Source organism: Faecalibacterium sp. IP-1-18 (assembly GCF_023347355.1).
GTDB classification, from domain to species: domain Bacteria; phylum Bacillota; class Clostridia; order Oscillospirales; family Ruminococcaceae; genus Faecalibacterium; species Faecalibacterium prausnitzii.
In genome coordinates, this window is sequence record NZ_CP094472.1 from 1,832,691 (window position 1) to 1,849,322 (window position 16,632).

At 61.3% G+C, this 16,632-nt stretch carries 11 protein-coding genes; 7 read left to right on the plus strand and 4 right to left on the minus strand.

Going from position 1 to position 16,632, the window contains the following annotated elements:
• Positions 1-27: 27 nt before the first annotated feature.
• Together MTP43_RS08630 and MTP43_RS08635 are read left to right on the plus strand one after the other, a co-directional pair.
• Positions 28-489 carry an NfeD family protein gene (locus tag MTP43_RS08630; protein WP_005923474.1) on the plus strand — a complete coding sequence of 154 codons (462 nt, stop codon included), beginning with the start codon at positions 28-30 and terminating at the stop codon, positions 487-489.
• Positions 490-504: 15 nt separating this feature from the next.
• Positions 505-1,410 (plus strand): SPFH domain-containing protein, encoded by a 906-nt coding sequence (locus tag MTP43_RS08635; protein WP_005923470.1) that lies wholly within the window; start codon positions 505-507, stop codon positions 1,408-1,410.
• 98 nt (positions 1,411-1,508) lie between these two features.
• Here the strand turns inward: MTP43_RS08635 and MTP43_RS08640 are convergent, their stop codons facing one another.
• From MTP43_RS08640 to MTP43_RS08655, 4 genes are all read right to left on the minus strand, one after another.
• A complete protein-coding gene (locus MTP43_RS08640) occupies positions 1,509-1,907 on the minus strand; it encodes a hypothetical protein (protein ID WP_005923466.1) in 399 nt (132 codons plus the stop codon).
• A gap of 39 nt (positions 1,908-1,946) precedes the next feature.
• Positions 1,947-3,233, minus strand: coding sequence for a diaminopimelate decarboxylase (locus MTP43_RS08645; RefSeq protein WP_005923463.1), 1,287 nt, complete (start codon positions 3,231-3,233; stop codon positions 1,947-1,949).
• 84 nt (positions 3,234-3,317) lie between these two features.
• Entirely contained in the window at positions 3,318-5,216 is a 1,899-nt protein-coding gene (locus MTP43_RS08650) for a polysaccharide biosynthesis protein (protein ID WP_097783602.1), read from the minus strand.
• A 150-nt stretch (positions 5,217-5,366) separates the two neighbouring features.
• The gene (locus tag MTP43_RS08655; RefSeq protein ID WP_249234742.1) at positions 5,367-6,932 is read right to left on the minus strand and encodes an oligosaccharide flippase family protein; all 1,566 of its coding nucleotides are present in this window, start codon (positions 6,930-6,932) and stop codon (positions 5,367-5,369) included.
• 208 nt (positions 6,933-7,140) lie between these two features.
• Here MTP43_RS08655 and MTP43_RS08660 point away from each other — a divergent pair, with 208 nt between their 5' ends.
• The 5 genes from MTP43_RS08660 to gltB all read left to right on the plus strand — a co-directional run bounded on the left by MTP43_RS08660 (position 7,141) and on the right by gltB (position 16,623).
• On the plus strand, positions 7,141-7,974 hold the full coding sequence (locus MTP43_RS08660; RefSeq protein ID WP_181573043.1) for an Mrp/NBP35 family ATP-binding protein: 834 nt from the start codon (positions 7,141-7,143) through the stop codon (positions 7,972-7,974).
• 394 nt (positions 7,975-8,368) lie between these two features.
• Entirely contained in the window at positions 8,369-9,721 is a 1,353-nt protein-coding gene (gene gdhA / locus MTP43_RS08665) for an NADP-specific glutamate dehydrogenase (protein ID WP_113621147.1), read from the plus strand.
• Positions 9,722-9,834: 113 nt separating this feature from the next.
• Entirely contained in the window at positions 9,835-11,412 is a 1,578-nt protein-coding gene (hcp, locus tag MTP43_RS08670; RefSeq protein WP_117526296.1) for a hydroxylamine reductase, read from the plus strand.
• 56 nt (positions 11,413-11,468) lie between these two features.
• Positions 11,469-11,753 carry an LPXTG cell wall anchor domain-containing protein gene (locus MTP43_RS08675; protein WP_044960260.1) on the plus strand — a complete coding sequence of 95 codons (285 nt, stop codon included), beginning with the start codon at positions 11,469-11,471 and terminating at the stop codon, positions 11,751-11,753.
• Between the two features lie 334 nt (positions 11,754-12,087).
• Positions 12,088-16,623, plus strand: coding sequence for a glutamate synthase large subunit (gene gltB, locus MTP43_RS08680; RefSeq protein WP_249234743.1), 4,536 nt, complete (start codon positions 12,088-12,090; stop codon positions 16,621-16,623).
• Positions 16,624-16,632 lie beyond the last annotated feature (9 nt).

The window sequence follows — 16,632 nt, forward strand, 5'->3', positions numbered from 1 at the left end:
AATAGCAGCATAAGGAGGTAACATACCATGCAGATCTCCCCCATTCTCTGGCTGGCTGCAGCCGTGGGCTTTCTGGCACTGGAGGCCAGTACCTTTAATATGACCTCCATCTGGTTTGCCATCGGCTCTGCCGCCGCATTGCTGTGCTGCGTGTTCACCGGGTCGTTCCGGGTGCAGGCAGTGGTCTTTCTGGTGGTAAGCATCCTGTGTCTGGCAGCCTTCCGCCCGCTGGCGGCAAAGCTGCGGCTCAAGCATACCGCCACCAACGGCGACCGCAATCTGGGACGGGAGGCCATCGTGCTTTCCCCTGTCACTGCCGAGGTCCCCGGCCGGGTACGGCTGGACGGCGTGGACTGGAACGCCCGCTGCGCCACCCCCGGCGACACCCTCACACCCGGTTCGCTTTGCCGCGTTACCGAGATCCACAGCACCCTGCTCATCGTAGAGCCTGTTTTGACCGAAAGCCGTAACCCCCACACAACCACCTGACAAAGGAGATGTATTATGGTTCTGTTTTTTGTCATCCTTGCGCTTGTTTTTGTTCTGGTGCTGGTCATTGTTTCCAACATCGTCATTGTGCCGCAGTCCAAGGTATATGTCATTGAGCGGCTGGGCAGCTACTCCGATACATGGACTGCCGGCCTGCACGTCAAGATCCCCTTTATTGAGCGCATTGCCAAAAAGGTAAGCCTGAAGGAGCAGGTTGCAGACTTTCCCCCTCAGCCTGTGATCACCCGCGATAACGTGACCATGCAGATCGACACGGTGGTGTTCTTTCAGGTCATGGACGCAAAGCTGTACACCTACGGCGTCAACCAGCCCATTGCCGCCATCGAGAGCCTTTCCGCCACCACCCTGCGCAACATCATTGGTGAGATGGAGCTGGATCACACCCTGACCAGCCGCGATGTCATCAACGGCAAGATCACCGCCATCCTTGACGAAGCCACCGACAAGTGGGGCATCAAGGTGAACCGCGTGGAGGTGAAGAACATCATCCCGCCGCGGGAGATTCAGGAAGCCATGGAAAAGCAGATGAAGGCTGAGCGCGAGAAGCGCGCCGTCATCCTGAAGGCAGACGGTGAAAAGCAGGCCGCCATTACCGCCGCCGAGGGCGAAAAGGAAGCCGCTATCCTGCGCGCCGATGCTGTGAAGCAGCAGCGCATTCTGGAGGCCGAGGGCGAGGCACAGGCCATTCTGGCTGTGCAGAAGGCCAACGCTGATGCCATCCGTCTGCTGAACGAGGCCATGCCCAGCGACAAGGTGCTGGCCATCCGCAGCCTTGAAGCGCTGGCGAAAGTTGCCAACGGCAAGGCCACCAAGATCATCATCCCCTCTGAGCTGCAGAATCTGGGCGGCGTTGTGCCCAGCATCAAGGAGCTGATGACCGACCCGAAGGACGCCGAGTAAGCGCCCACTTATCCAGCAGTAAGCTAAAACAGCTCCCGGTCACGTTAAGCAGCGTGACCGGGAGCTGTTCTTTTGCTATTTATGCTTTATCCGGGGGATCACTTCTCCCCTTTTTCCTCGTTCTCCTGTGCCTGCTGTTCGCGGCGCAGCTCTTTGATGCGCTTTTTCTCGCTCTGGACGTGGGGCCACGGCCAAGAGAAGCCCTCGTTCTGCTTGCACCAGCGGGTAAGGGGGTAGAAGGCAAAGGCCAAACCAAAAATGTACAGCAGAGCGTACAGCAGGGCATCCAGTGTAATCAGGGCATCCAGTGCACCGATCACCGCCACAACGCAGCCTGCCTTTAAAAAGAACTGGCCGTTCTGGCGGCAGTATTCCTCAAAGTTTTCGGCCTTGACCGCCCTGCGCCCCTGATCGCCCCACACGCGGGGATTTTTCATCACCGAAAAACCGTAAAAGGCCATCATCAGGCCAAGGGTAAGCTGAAAGCCAAAAAACATGGGTCACACCTCTTTTTTTATCAGGATACGAAAAGCGGATCAGTCCTCAAACAGGGGCTTCATAAAGGGCAAAAAGTCCAGCGTTGCAAAGTAATCCCGCGGGGTCTGGGCGCGGCGGATCAGCCGGTGAGAGCCGTCCTCGCACAGCAGCACCTCGGCGCAGTGCAGTTTGCCGTTGTAGTTGTAGCCCATAGCGGAGCCGTGGGCACCGGTATCGTGAATGTAAAGGATATCCCCGATGTCGATCTTGGGCAGCATCCGGTCAACGGCAAACTTGTCGTTGTTCTCGCACAGGCCACCCACCACATCGTACTTGTGGTCGCAGGGCTCGTTCTCCTTGCCCAGCACGGTGATGTGGTGGTAAGCGCCGTACATGGCGGGGCGCATCAGGTTTGCGGCGCAGGCGTCCAGACCGATGTACTCCTTATAGATGTGCTTTTCGTGGATGACGGTGGACACCAGTGCGCCGTAGGGGCCGGTGGTAAAGCGGCCCATCTCGCTGAAGATGGCCACATCGCCCATACCGGCAGGCACAAGGATCTCCTCAAACTTTTTGCGCACACCCTCGCCAATGGCCATGATGTCGTTCTCGGTCTGCTCCGGGCGGTACGGGATGCCCACGCCGCCGGACAGGTTGATGTAGCTGATGTGCGCACCGGTAGCCTGCTGCACCCGGACAGCCAGCTGGAACAGGATGCCTGCCAGCTCCGGGTAGTAGGCGTCCGAGATGGTGTTGGAGGCCAAGAAGGCATGGATGCCGAACTGCTTTGCGCCCTTCTGCATCAGCTTTTTGTAGCTGTCGATCATCTGCTGCTCGGTCATGCCGTACTTGGCATCGCCGGGCTTGTCCATGACCTGAAAACCCTCTTCGCTCTCGCCCAGCTGGAAAGTCCCGCCGGGGTTATAGCGGCAGAAGATCTCCTGCGGCACCCCGGCCACCCGCTCCAGAAACTCCACCATGGTGGCGTCATCCAGATTGATATAAGCACCCAACTCGTAGGCCTTCTGCATATCCTCCACGGGGGTCTGGTTGGAGGAGAACATGATCTCGTGGCCGGTAAAGCCGCAGGCCTCGCTGAGCATCAGCTCGGTCAGGGAGGAGCAATCCACACCACAGCCCTCCTCCTTGAGGATCTGCAGGATAACGGGGTTCGGCAGTGCCTTGACCGCAAAGTACTCCTTGAAGCCCTTGTTCCAGCTGAAGGCCTTGTTGATGCGGCGGACATTCTCCCGGATGCCCTTCTCGTCGTAGACGTGGAACGGCGTGGGCACATCCTCGATGATCTGCTGTGCCATCGCCTCGGTCAGAAACGGTTTCTTTTCCATAATAACATCCCTCTCGTTTTGCGCAGCCCGGCATGTTCCGGCCTGCGATCTATCCCATGCGGCCCAGTGCCGCAATTCAAGCTGTTACAGTTTCAGGTTCTCCCGGGTGGGGGTAAAGGTGGGGATCATGGCCGCCAGCTGGCGCACCACACCCTCATCGTTGTGGGCAGCAGCGGCTTCCAGCGCCTGCAGCTGCTCGTAGAACTCGGCCAGATCAATGGTGCGGGGGCTTGCCACAAAGATCTTGTTGTGCTGGGTGCGGCGCATCTTGTCCTGCTCCTCGTCCATCATCAGCTCTTCGTAAAGCTTTTCACCGGGGCGCAGGCCCACGATCTTGATCTCCATATTCACGCCCGGCTCGTAGCCGTAAAAGCGGATGAGCTGCTTGGCCAGATCCATAATGCGCACCGGCTCGCCCATATCCAGCACATAGATATTGCCGCTTTCGGCCAGCGCACCCGCCTGCAGCACCAGCTGGGCTGCCTCCGGGATGGTCATAAAGTAGCGCACGATGTTGGGGTCGGTCAGAGTGACCGGCCCGCCCTTTTTGATCTGCGCTTCAAACAGCGGGATAACGCTGCCGTGGCTGCCCAGCACGTTGCCGAACCGCACTGCCACACACTTCATATCCGTGTTGCCCGCAAAGGTCTGGATGAGCATTTCGCAGATGCGCTTGGTGCAGCCCATGACACTGGTGGGGTTCACGGCCTTATCGGTGGAAAGCTGCACAAAGCGCTCCACCCCGTGCTCGCTGGCACTGACCAGCAGGTTTTTGGTGCCCAGCACATTGTTCTTTACGGCCTCGGCGGGGCTTACCTCCATCAGCGGAACGTGCTTGTGCGCCGCTGCATGGAACACCACAGTGGGGTGGTAGGTATCAAAAACCTCGTCCAGACGTTTTTTATCCCGGATGGAGCCGATGAGCACCGTGACCGGGATATCGCGGCCGTACTTCTGCTGCAGTTCCATCTGCAGCTCGTAGGCGCAGTTTTCGTAGATATCAAAGATGAGCAGCTTGCCGGGCTTGAAGCGCATGACCTGACGGCACAGCTCGCTGCCGATGGAACCGCCGCCGCCCGTTACCAGCACCGTTTTGCCGGTGAGGTAGCCGGAGATCTTGTCGGTATCCAGCGTGACCTCCTCGCGGGAGAGGAAGTCGGCGGGGTTCAGCTCGCGGAACACCTCCTGCTGGGGTGCGCCGCTGCCCACCAGCTGCGGGTCACTGAGCAGCTGCACCGCGCAGTGGGTGCTGACGCACAGGTCGATAACGTGGCTCAGCTTGCTGCCCTTTAAGGTTGGGATGGCAATGATGATGCTGTGGATGCCGTAGCGATTGCACAGCTCCGGGATATCCTCCAGCGTGCCCTTGACCGGCACGCCGTGGATGGTCTGGTTCAGCTTTGCGGGGTCATCGTCCACCGCCACCACGGCGTGGCCGTATTCCTTGTTGGATTTGCACACATTGATGGCCCATGCACCGGCTTCGCCCGCACCCACGATCAACACCGGGCGGTTGGGGTCCTTGGCGGGCACTTTGCGCATCCGCTCACCCAGCGGATGGTTCAAAAACAGCCGCCATGCCAAGCGGCTGCCGCCGATGAACAAAAAGATGAGCACCGAGGCCATGCAGTTGGCGGAATTAAACAGCACACCGTGGATAAAACGGCGGTTCACCACATACACCACGGCGGTGGGCACGGCGATCATCCCGGCAAGGCGGATCAGATCCCGCTCGCCGGCGTACTTCCACAGCACCGAGTACAGCCCGCCTGCCAGGAAGCAGACGATATACACCGCCACGATCCACGGCAGGTTTTCGTACAGCAGGGCACGGTTGTGGGGCCACCACCCGGCCTCCACGGCACCGTCTGCCCGCAGCAGCAGGGCAAAATAAAAGCTGAATGCCACAATGGCTGCATCCAGCAGCACCAGCAGCGCACGGCGCAGCAGCACCTGCGGGGTATTCTTGGTTCTATCTTTCACTTACGATCCTCTTTTTCCCTCTCAGCGCCAAGGGTTTGCCCTGCGCTGCTTTTTCGGCAGTGTTCTCCCCCGGCAATGCCGGAAGGATACAACTACACGTTTGTATTATACTCACAATCCCTGCCTGTGTCCAGAAAATTTACGTTTTTATCACTTTCCCCTGTTTTTCCCGGTCTTTGCCTGCCGCAGCACCGCCCGCAGCTCCTCCCAAAGCCCCAGCGGCAGCGCCGCCAGCAAAAACACGATGGCCGTTGCCGTACCGCCCGCCGTCAGCACTGCCAGCTGTTCCCACAGCCCCTGTGCCGGAAAGCCCGTCAGCGCCCGGCGCACACCCCGCCCTGCCGCACCGGCGGCAACCGCCGCCAGCAGCGGCGCACCCAGCCACCGCCGGAAGGCGTGCCCTGTGCCGCTGGAAAGCAGCAACCGCCCGGTGTTGGCTGCGCAGGTGTAAAAGCTGGAAAGTAAGATCACCGTCAGAAAGCCCCGCATCCCGTACCGGGGCAGCAGCACCGCCACCCCGCCAATGCGCAGCACCGCGTCCCACACGCTGTACCGGAAAGCGGCCTTCTGCTCCCCGATGCCCTTCATGGCGCCGTCCACCATGCTTTCCAGATACATCAGCGGCATGGCCGGGGCAAGGGTCTCCAGATAGAACCCGGCCTCCGGGCTATGGTAGAGCAGCTGCGCCAGCGGCCTGCCCCACACCCAGAACAGCGTGCCCGCCAGCATGGAGAAGTATCCCGTAAGCCGCAGCATCCGGTCCAGCAGGGCGTTCAGCCGGGCGGTCTGCCCCTCGATATGCGCCTGCGTGATCTCCGGCATCAGCAAAACAGCCAGACTGCCCAGCAGCCCAAAGGGGAAATTGAGCAGCGGCAGCGCCATGCCCTTTAAGGTGCCGTACTGCTCCAGCGCGGCGGTGCGCCCGCCGGAAGCCCCCAGATACACCGCAAGGCAGGCGGGCACCAGCATATTCTCGGCGGTGTGCAGCGCGCTGGAAAGCACCCTGCCGCCCTCTACCGGCCACAGGATGTCCCACAGCCGCCGGGACACCTCCCTTGGCGGGCGCGGCACTGTGCTGCCGAAGCAGCGTGCCGCCTCCCGCCGGTAAAACAATGCCATCAGGGCGGTGGATACGGCCTCGCTCAGGGCGGTAGCCGCCAGCACCAGCGCGCAGCGGCTGCCGTCCGGCCAGCCCTGCGTGCGGGAAAGCGCCCACACCACGGCGGCAATGCGCACCGTCTGCTCTGCCAGCTGGCTGAGCACGTTCGGCTCTACCCGCCGCCGCGCCAGAAAAAAGCCGCGCAGCACCGCCGAGATCGCCATCCACGGCAGCCCCAGCGCCGAGGTGCGCAGCGCGGCAGCAGCGCGGACATCCCCCAGCCACCATTTTGCCGCAAGGCCTGCGGTGGCAAGCTGGGCGACCATGGCAAGCCCGCCCAGCGTAAGCCCTGCCAACACCAGCCGCACCAGCATCCCGCGCGCAGCGGCCTTGTCCCGGCTGAGCTCCTCGGTCAGCAGCCGGGTAGCCGCCACCGAGATGCCCGCCGTAGCCAGCGTAACAAACAGCCCGTACACCGCCAGCACCAGCTGGTACAGCCCCATACCCGCCCCGCCCAAGGCGTTAGCCAGCCAGATGCGCAGCCCCATGCCTGCCAGCCGCAGCACCACGTCCGAACCGGTAAGCAGCGCCGCGTTTTTAAAGTAGTTCTGCCGCACCCTGCACCTCCCCCTGCCCCGGAACGGGCGTTCACGGTTCAGCCTATGCGGCAGCTTTGCAAAACATGAGCGGCGCTATGGGTTGTTTCTGCGCACTTTTTATGGTATAGTTAACAGTGGTCAGGCAGGGCGCAAGCCCGCGCCTGTATTTTGAGCAAGGAGGAAGCGCACCGCCCGGGTCCTGCCCCTGCCGTGCGCGACAAAGAGAATGAGCGAAGAATGTACCCATGACTGCTCTAATTGCAGTGCAGCCTGTTCTTCCCGCGATGCCGCTCCGCAGCACGATGCCCCCAACCCTAATAGCAGTGTGAAAAAGGTCATCGGCGTTGTTTCCGGCAAGGGCGGCGTGGGCAAGAGCATGACCAGCGCCCTGCTGGCCTGTGCCATGGCCCGCCGCGGCTACCACTGCGGCATTCTGGATGCCGATATCACCGGCCCGTCCATCCCCAAACTGTTCGGCATTCACGGCCGTGCCATGGCGGACGACAAGGGCTGCTGGCCCATCCAGAGCCGTATGGGCATTGATGTGATGAGCATCAACCTGCTGGTGGAGAACGAGGAAGATCCCGTTGTGTGGCGCGGCCCGGTCATCGCCGGTGCCGTCAAGCAGTTCTGGACCGATGTGGTCTGGAAGGACGTGGATTTCCTGTTCGTGGATATGCCCCCGGGCACCGGTGATGTGCCCCTGACCGTGTTCCAGAGCCTGCCGGTGGACGGCATCGTTGTGGTGGCAAGCCCGCAGGAGCTGGTAAGCATGATCGTGGCAAAGGCTGTGAACATGGCCGAGATGATGAAGGTGCCCATGCTGGGCATCGTGGAGAACATGAGCTACATCGTCTGCCCGGACTGCGGCAAGCACATCAATGTGTTTGGCAACAGTCATGTGGACGAGGTGGCCGCAAAGCACAACCTGCCCGTGCTGGCCAAGTGCCCCATCGACCCCAAACTGGCCGAGCTTTCCGACGCCGGTATGATCGAGACCTACGGCGGCGAATTTTTGGAAGGTGCCGCAGACGCCTGCGAAAAGCTGCTGAAGAAGTAACTGCACCCCACCCTGTGCCCGTTGTGACACAGGGCTTTTTGCTTAGATACGCCCGCTGACGCGTAAAAGACATTCTTTTCCGCGCGGCTTTGGAGTGGCAGCGCACTTTAAAAAACAAGGTTCGCGGCACATTCCGGCTTTTAATTTTCGTTTTGTGAAGCAGCTGTGACTTTTTATCTGTTTTTTTAAACAAATTCTGCTTTTTGCTATTGTAAAACCCACCGCAAAGCTTTATAATAATAAAGTAAGCATTGCCCGCTTGTGCGGGCGTGCCGTGCAAGCATGGAGAACCGGAAGCGCCCGGCATCTGCAAGGATACCCCCGCTGTGCGGCGGGCAGGGGCATTTCCGCTTTTTCAAATTTATAGAGTAATTGGGAAAAGGAGTATTCTATTATGCTGACGAATGAATACCTGAAGCGTGTTTACGAGGGTCTGGAAAAGCGCAACGCCAACGAGCCCGAGTTTTTGCAGGCTGTGCGCGAGGTGCTGGAGAGCATCCAGCCCGTTGTGGAAAAGCACCCCGAGTACGAGAAGGCCGGTCTGATCGAGCGCCTGGTGGAGCCGGAGCGCATCATCACCTTCCGTGTGCCTTGGGTGGACGATGCCGGTAAGGTGCAGGTGAACCGCGGCTACCGCGTGCAGTTCAACAGCGCCATCGGCCCCTACAAGGGCGGCCTGCGCTTCCATCCCTCTGTCAATCAGGGCATCCTGAAGTTCCTGGGCTTCGAGCAGACCTTCAAGAACAGCCTGACCACCCTGCCCATGGGCGGCGGCAAGGGCGGCTCTGACTTTGACCCCCACGGCAAGAGCGACATGGAAGTGATGCGCTTCTGCCAGAGCTTCATGACCGAGCTGTACCGCCACATCGGCCAGTTCGTGGACTGCCCCGCCGGTGATATCGGTGTCGGCGGCCGCGAGGTTGGCTATCTGTTCGGCCAGTACAAGCGCCTGACCAACAGCTTCCAGGGCGGTATGCTCACCGGCAAGGGCCTGACCTTTGGTGGTTCTCTGGCCCGTACCCAGGCTACCGGCTACGGCCTGTGCTACTTCACCGCTGAGGCCCTGAAGTGCATGCGGAACGACAGCCTCCAGGGCAAGACCGTAGTCATCTCCGGCTCCGGCAACGTGGCCATCTACGCCTGCGAAAAGGCGACCCAGATGGGCGCCAAGGTGGTTACCATGTCCGACTCCAATGGCTATGTCTACGACCCCAACGGCATCGACCTGGCCTATGTGAAGGACCTGAAGGAAGTGCGCCGTGGCCGCATCAAGGAGTACGCCGAGACCCACGCCGGTGTAACCTATGTGGCTGATTGCAGCAAGGTTTGGACTGTCCCCTGCGACATCGCCCTGCCCTGCGCTACCCAGAACGAGATCAACAAGGAGTCTGCCGAGGCTCTGGTAAAGGGCGGCTGCACCGTGGTCTGCGAGGGCGCTAACATGCCCAGCACCCCGGAGGCCATCGAGGTCTACCTGTCCAACGGCATCCTGTACGGACCCGCCAAGGCTTCCAACGCAGGCGGCGTGGCTACCTCCGGTCTGGAGATGAGCCAGAACTCCGAGCGCCTGAGCTGGAGCTTTGAGGAAGTGGATGCCAAGCTGAAGGGCATCATGGAGGGCATCTTCCACGCTTCCTACGATGCTTCTGTGGCTGCCGGTTCTGAGGGCAACCTGATGGTCGGTGCAAACTGCGCCGGCTTCCTGAAGGTTGCTACCGCCATGATGGCACAGGGCATCACCTACTAAGTCATACTGCATCGTCCAAGAGCCGCGCCCGCAGGGGTGCGGCTCTTTTTTGGTATAATCCCGCCCCGCTCTGCCCACACTGGCAGTACCTTATGGCAGAAAGGGAGTTTTGTATGGACGAGCAGATGTTTTGTTTTCAGTGTGAGCAGGCGGCGGGCTGCACCGCCTGCACCGGCGCAGCGGGGGTGTGCGGCAAGTCGGCCGAGACAGCCGCCGCACAGGACCGGCTCACCGGGGCGCTCATCGCGTTTGCCGGGCAGCTCATCGCGGCGGGGCGCGGCCCGGCCCCGGAACAGGCCCGGCTGCTGATGCAGGGGCTGTTCACCACCATTACCAACGTGAACTTTGACCCCGCCGCCGTGGACGCGCTGACCCGCCAGGTGCACGACGCCAGCCCCGGCACCGGCCCGGACTACGACATGCAGGCCCTCTGGCGGGAACCGGATGCCGACCGGCGCAGCCTGAAATGCTTTGTGCTGTTCAGCCTGCGGGGCATGGCCGCCTACAACTACCACGCCCGGGTGCTGGGCCGCATCGACCCGGAGCTGGACCGGTTCTTCTGTACCGCCCTGCAGGCCGTGGGCGACCCCAGCCAGACCACCGACGCCCTGTGGCAGCTGGTGCAGGCCACAGGAGAAGCCAGCTACCGCTGCATGGAGCTGCTGGACGCGGCCAACACCGGCGCGTTTGGCGATCCGGAACCGGTGCAGGTGCCCCTGACCATTGAAAAGGGGCCGTTCATCGTGATTTCCGGCCACGACCTCTACGACGCACAGCAGCTGCTGGAACAGACTGCAGGCCGGGGCGTCAACGTCTACACCCACTCGGAGATGCTGCCCGCCCACGGCTACCCGGAGCTGAAGCGCCGCTACCCCCACCTCAAGGGCAACTTTGGCACCGCATGGCAGAACCAGCAGCGGGAGTTCGAGGACATCCCCGCGCCCATCCTGTTCACCACCAACTGCATCATGCCCCTGCGCGCCAGCTACGCCGACCGGGTGTTCACCACCTCGGTGGTGGCTTACCCCGGCGTGCCCCACATCGACGAAGGGCGCGACTTTTCCCCGGTGATCGAAAAGGCGCTGGAGCTGGGCGGCTACGCGCAGGACACCCTGCTGCCCGGCCTGAACGGCGGCTCCACGGTGACCACCGGTTTTGCCCGCACCGCCGTGCTGCAGCACGCGGACGAGATCGTGCAGGCGGTGCGGGACGGTAAACTGCGGCACTTCTTTCTGGTGGGCGGCTGCGACGGTACCCGGCCCAGCCGCCGCTACTACACCGAGTTTGCCCGCCTTACCCCGCCCGACACCATCCTGCTGACCCTGGCCTGCGGCAAGTTCCGCCTGAACGACCTGCCCCTTGGCACCGTGCCGGGCACCGGCCTGCCCCGCATCCTGGACGTGGGCCAGTGCAATGACGCCTACAGCGCCATCCGCATCGCATTGGCGCTGGCCGACGCCTTTGGCTGCGGCGTCAACGACCTGCCCCTCTCGCTGGTGCTGTGCTGGTTTGAGCAGAAGGCCGTGTGCATCCTCATCGCGCTGCTGGCGCTGGGCATCCGGAACATCCGGCTGGGGCCTACCCTGCCCCCGTTCCTCTCGCCGGGGGTGGTGCGCACCCTGCAGGAACGGTACGGCCTCAAGCCCATTGCCACCCCGGAAGCCGACCTGCAGGCCATTCTGGGCGGGTGAGGTTTCGTTTGGTTATTTTACAACAAACCCGCAACTCAGAATTGGCGGTTCTGCCGGTGGAAGAGATCTCTCTGGCACCGGACCCCGACGCAGACGCCTCCGCCCCGGAAGCCCCGGCTGACTCTGACGACACCAACGGCACCGAAGCTGCCGCCGCATCCGACGCCCCGGCTCAGGCTCCCCACACGGAAGCTCCCGCCGCCGCACAGCCCGCTGCCCCGGCAGTGCCCACCCTGCCCCAGACCGGCACCACCGGCTGGATGGCCGGTGTGCTGGCAAGCCTGGGCTCCCTGCTGCTGGCCTGCGGATGGTTCTTCACCCGCAAATCAAAGCATTCCTGAGTCCTGAGTGTTCCGCATCACTCAGGGCAAATTCCTCCAAACCGCCGTACCCGCGTGCACAACGCCGGGTGCGGCGGTTTTGCTTGTATGCCGCGCACAGCTGCGGGGGCTCGCGGCGTTTCGCACAAGAAGCGGCGCAATGTGTGTAGCATATTTGGTGCAGCTGTCACTTGAAGATTTTTCAGGAATCTGTATAATATCAGGTATCGGAACAAAGGCGTTCCGCAGGGGCATCCTATGCCCTTGCGGGGCGCTTTTTTCTTTTTGCAGGGGATAAAAAGCTGCGGAGGGTGCCGCAGCCCCCGGTAAACAAGTAAAAAGGATGGGAAAGACTATGGAAAACTTTACAGAGCAGAAAACCACCCTTGGTCTGTACGACCCACAGTTCGAGCACGATGCCTGCGGCATCGGCGCTGTGGTGGACATCAAGGGACGTAAAAGCCACCAGACGGTGGACGATGCACTGTCCATCGTGGAGCGGCTGGAGCACCGCGCCGGTAAGGACGCCGAGGGCAAGACCGGCGACGGCGTGGGCATCCTGCTGCAGATCAGCCACAAGTTCTTCTCCAAGGTTGCCGAGGAGCTGAACATTCGGCTGGGCAATGAGCGGGAGTACGGCGTGGGTATGTTTTTCTTCCCCCAGAACGAGCACCTGCGGGCACAGGCCATGAAGCTGTTCGAGGTGGTCACCCGCAAGGAGGGACTGGAGTTTCTGGCATGGCGCGAAGTGCCCGTAGACCCCGATGCCGTGGGGCAGAAGGCGCGGGACTGCATGCCCGCCATCTGGCAGTGCTTCATCAAAAAGCCCGCCAAGGTAAGCAAGGGCATCGAGTTTGACCGCCGCCTGTACATCGTGCGCCGCGTGTTCGAGCAGGCCAGCAACGGCACCTATGTGCCCAGCCTGTCCAGCCGCACCATCGTGTATAAGGGTATGTTCCTCGTGCACGACCTGCGCCGCTTCTACGCCGATCTGCAGGACCCGGATTATGAGTCCGCCATCGGCATGGTGCACAGCCGCTTTTCTACCAACACCAACCCCAGCTGGATGCGTGCACACCCCAACCGCTTTATCCTACACAACGGCGAGATCAACACCATCAAGGGCAACACCGATGCCATGCTGGCGCGCGAGGAGAGCATCTCCAGCCCCATTTTGCAGGACGATATGAACAAGATCCTGCCCATCATCAACACCTCCGGTTCGGACTCCGCCATGCTGGATAACGCGTTGGAGTTCATGGTGATGAACGGCATGGACCTGCCGCTGGCCGTGATGATCACCATTCCCGAGCCGTGGGAGAACAACAAGAACATCAGCCAGAAAAAGCGGGATTTCTACCAGTACTACGCCACCATGCTGGAACCTTGGGACGGCCCTGCCGCCATCCTGTTCTCGGACGGCGATGTGATGGGCGCGGTGCTGGACCGCAACGGTCTGCGCCCCAGCCGCTACTACATCACCAAGGACGGTCGCATGATCCTGTCCTCTGAAGTGGGCGTGCTGGAATGCGACCCGGAGAATATTCTGGTCAAGGAGCGCCTGCGTCCCGGCAAGATGCTGCTGGTGGACACCGTCAAGGGCGAGGTGGTGGACGATGAAAAGCTGAAGGAGCTTTACGCCAGCCGCGAGCCCTACGGCGAGTGGATCGACCGCAATCTGGTGCAGCTGAGCGGGCTGAAGATCCCCAACGTGAAGGTGGAAGGCTACACCGGCGAGCAGCTGACCCGGCTGCAGAAAGTGTTCGGCTACAAGTACGAGGACGTGAACACCATGATCCTTGCCATGGCGCGGGCGGGCGCAGAGCCCTCCGGTGCCATGGGCACCGACACCCCGCTTGCCGTGCTCAGCAGCCAGCATCCCCCGCTGTTCAACTACTTCAAGCAGCGTTTCGCACAGGTGACGAACCCGCCCATTGACGCCATCCGGGAAAAGGTAGTCACCTCCACCAGCGTTTACATCGGTGCCCACGGCAACCTGCTGGAGGATAAGCCGGAGAACTGCAAGGTGCTCAAGGTGCACAACCCCATCCTGACCAACACCGACCTGTTGAAGATCAAGTACATGAATGTGCCGGGCTTCAAGGTGGCTACGGTATCCATCAACTACTACAAGAACACCAGTCTGGAAAAGGCCATCGACCGGGTATTTCTGGAAGTGGATCGCGCCTACAAGGAGGGTGCGAACATCATCATCCTGTCCGACCGGGATGTGGACGAATACCATGTGACCATTCCCAGCCTGCTGGCTGTTTCGGCAGTGTCCCAGTACCTCATCCGCACCAAAAAGAGCACCGCACTGGCACTGATTCTGGAAAGCGCCGAGCCCCGGGAGGTGCACCACTTTGCCACCCTGCTGGGCTACGGTGCCTGCGCCATCAACCCCTATCTGGCACACGAGACCATCGGGCAGCTGATCGACGAGGGTCTGCTGGACAAGGACTATTACGCCGCTGTGCAGGACTACGACAACGCCATCCTCAACGGCATCGTGAAGATCGCCTCCAAGATGGGCATTTCCACCATCCAGAGCTACCAGAGCAGCCAGATCTTCGAGGCTGTGGGCATCTCGAAGGAGGTCATTGATAAATACTTTACCGGCACGGTGAGCCGTGTGGGCGGCATCAGCATGGCAGACATTCAGGCCGATGTGGAAGCGCTGCATAACGCCGCTTTTGACCCGCTGGGGCTGGATATCAACATGGAGCTTGCCGACAGCGGTGCCCACAAGTTCCGCAGCGGCAAGGAAGAGCACCTGTTCAACCCTCAGACCATCCACCTGTTCCAGAAAGCCTGCCGCACCGGCGATTACGCCACCTTCAAGCAGTTCACCCAGACGGTGGACAACATGGGTGCCGAGGGTGTGCATCTGCGCAGTCTGCTGGACTTCAACTACGCCGCAGACGGCGGCATCCCGCTGGAAGAAGTGGAGCCGATCTCCAGCATCGTCAAGCGGTTCAAGGGCGCTGCCATGAGTTACGGCGCACTGAGCAGCGAAGCACACGAGACCATTGCCATCGCCCTGAACCGTCTGGGCGGCCGCAGCAATACCGGTGAGGGCGGCGAGCCCGAGGAGCGTTACCACAGCGAGAGCAATTCCAAAATCAAACAGGTGGCCTCTGCCCGCTTTGGCGTGACCAGCAAGTATCTGGTCAGCGCCGAGGAGATCCAGATTAAGCTGGCACAGGGCGCAAAGCCCGGCGAGGGCGGCAACCTGCCCGGTGCCAAGGTGTATCCGTGGATCGCCAAGACCCGCCACAGCACCACCGGCGTGGGCCTGATCTCTCCCCCGCCCCACCACGATATCTACTCCATCGAGGATCTGGCAGAGCTGATCTACGATCTGAAAAACGCCAACCGCAACGCCAACATCAACGTCAAGCTGGTCAGCGAGGCCGGTGTGGGCACCATTGCCGCCGGTGTTGCCAAGGGCGGTGCACAGGTCATTCTGGTGTCCGGCTATGACGGCGGCACCGGTGCTGCGCCCCGCACCTCCATCAAGCACGCAGGTCTGCCTTGGGAGCTGGGCATCGCCGAGACCCACCAGACCCTGATCCTGAACGGTCTGCGCACCCGCGTGCGCATTGAGAGCGACTCCAAGCTGCTGTCCGGCCGGGATGTAGCCATCAGCTGCATGCTGGGCGCAGAGGAGTTCGGCTTCGGCACTACCCTGCTGATGGCCGAGGGCTGTGTGATGATGCGCGTGTGCAATCTGGACACCTGCCCCATGGGCATCTGCACCCAGAACCCCGAGCTGCGCAAGAACTTCAAGGGCAAGCCGGAGTACATCATCAACTACCTCACCTTTGTGGCAGAGGAGCTGCGAGAGTACATGGCAAAGCTGGGCGTGCGCACCGTGGACGAGCTGGTGGGCCGCACCGACCTACTGCGGGTCAAGCCCGCTGCCCCGGGCAGCCGCGCCGCAAAGCTGGATCTGGACTGCATCCTGCACAACCCCGCCATTGCAAACAGCAACGTCCACTTTATCAAGGAGGACAGCTACGACTTCCATCTGGAAAACACGCTGGACATGAAGGTGCTGATGAAGAAGTTCAAGCTGGGCAGCAAGGCTCCCCAGAGCGTCAGCCTGAATGTTTCCAACGTGGATCGCGCCTTTGGTGCCATCTTTGGCAGCGAGATCACCCGCAAATACGGCAACGACCTGCCGGACGATGTGTACACCGTGCACTGCAACGGTGCAGGCGGCCAGAGTTTTGGTGCCTTTATCCCCAATGGCCTGACGCTGGAGCTGGTGGGTGACTGCAACGACTACATGGGCAAGGGCCTTTCCGGCGGCAAGATCATCGTGCGCCCGCCGCAGGGCATCGACTTCAAGCCCGAGGAGAACATCATCACCGGCAACGTGGCGCTGTACGGCGCTACCAGCGGCAAGGCGTTCATCTCCGGCGTGGCCGGCGAGCGCTTCTGTGTGCGCAACAGCGGCGCTACTGCCGTTGTGGAGGGCGTGGGCGACCACGGCTGCGAGTACATGACCGGCGGCACCGTGGTGGTGCTGGGACAGACCGGCAAGAACTTTGCAGCCGGTATGACCGGCGGCATTGCCTATGTGCTGGACGAAAACTGGGACTTCTACCAGCGGGTGAACAAGGAGACCGTCAGCCTGGAGCCGGTGGAGCACAAGTACGATGTTGCCACCCTGAAGGAGCTGATCCGCGCCCATGTGGAGGCCACCGGCTCTCCGCGCGGCAAGGAGATTCTGGACAATTTCAGTGCGTTCCTGCCCAAATTCAAAAAGGTGCTGCCTTACGATTACGACCGCATGCTGCGGGTCATCGCCTCGGTAGAGGAGCGTGGTCTGGACGGCGAGCAGGCACAGATCGAAGCATTTTATGCAGTGCAGAAGCATAAGTAAGGAGGGGCA

Bases quoted from the DNA above. Each gene is read 5' to 3' on its own strand.
- MTP43_RS08630 (WP_005923474.1), top strand. From the start codon at position 28: ATGCAGATCTCCCCCATTCTCTGGCTGGCTGCAGCCGTGGGCTTTCTG.
- MTP43_RS08660 (WP_181573043.1), top strand. From the start codon at position 7,141: ATGAGCGAAGAATGTACCCATGACTGCTCTAATTGCAGTGCAGCCTGT.
- gdhA (WP_113621147.1), top strand. From the start codon at position 8,369: ATGCTGACGAATGAATACCTGAAGCGTGTTTACGAGGGTCTGGAAAAG.
- MTP43_RS08640 (WP_005923466.1), bottom strand. From the start codon at position 1,907: ATGTTTTTTGGCTTTCAGCTTACCCTTGGCCTGATGATGGCCTTTTAC.
- MTP43_RS08635 (WP_005923470.1), top strand. From the start codon at position 505: ATGGTTCTGTTTTTTGTCATCCTTGCGCTTGTTTTTGTTCTGGTGCTG.
- gltB (WP_249234743.1), top strand. From the start codon at position 12,088: ATGGAAAACTTTACAGAGCAGAAAACCACCCTTGGTCTGTACGACCCA.
- MTP43_RS08645 (WP_005923463.1), bottom strand. From the start codon at position 3,233: ATGGAAAAGAAACCGTTTCTGACCGAGGCGATGGCACAGCAGATCATC.
- hcp (WP_117526296.1), top strand. From the start codon at position 9,835: ATGGACGAGCAGATGTTTTGTTTTCAGTGTGAGCAGGCGGCGGGCTGC.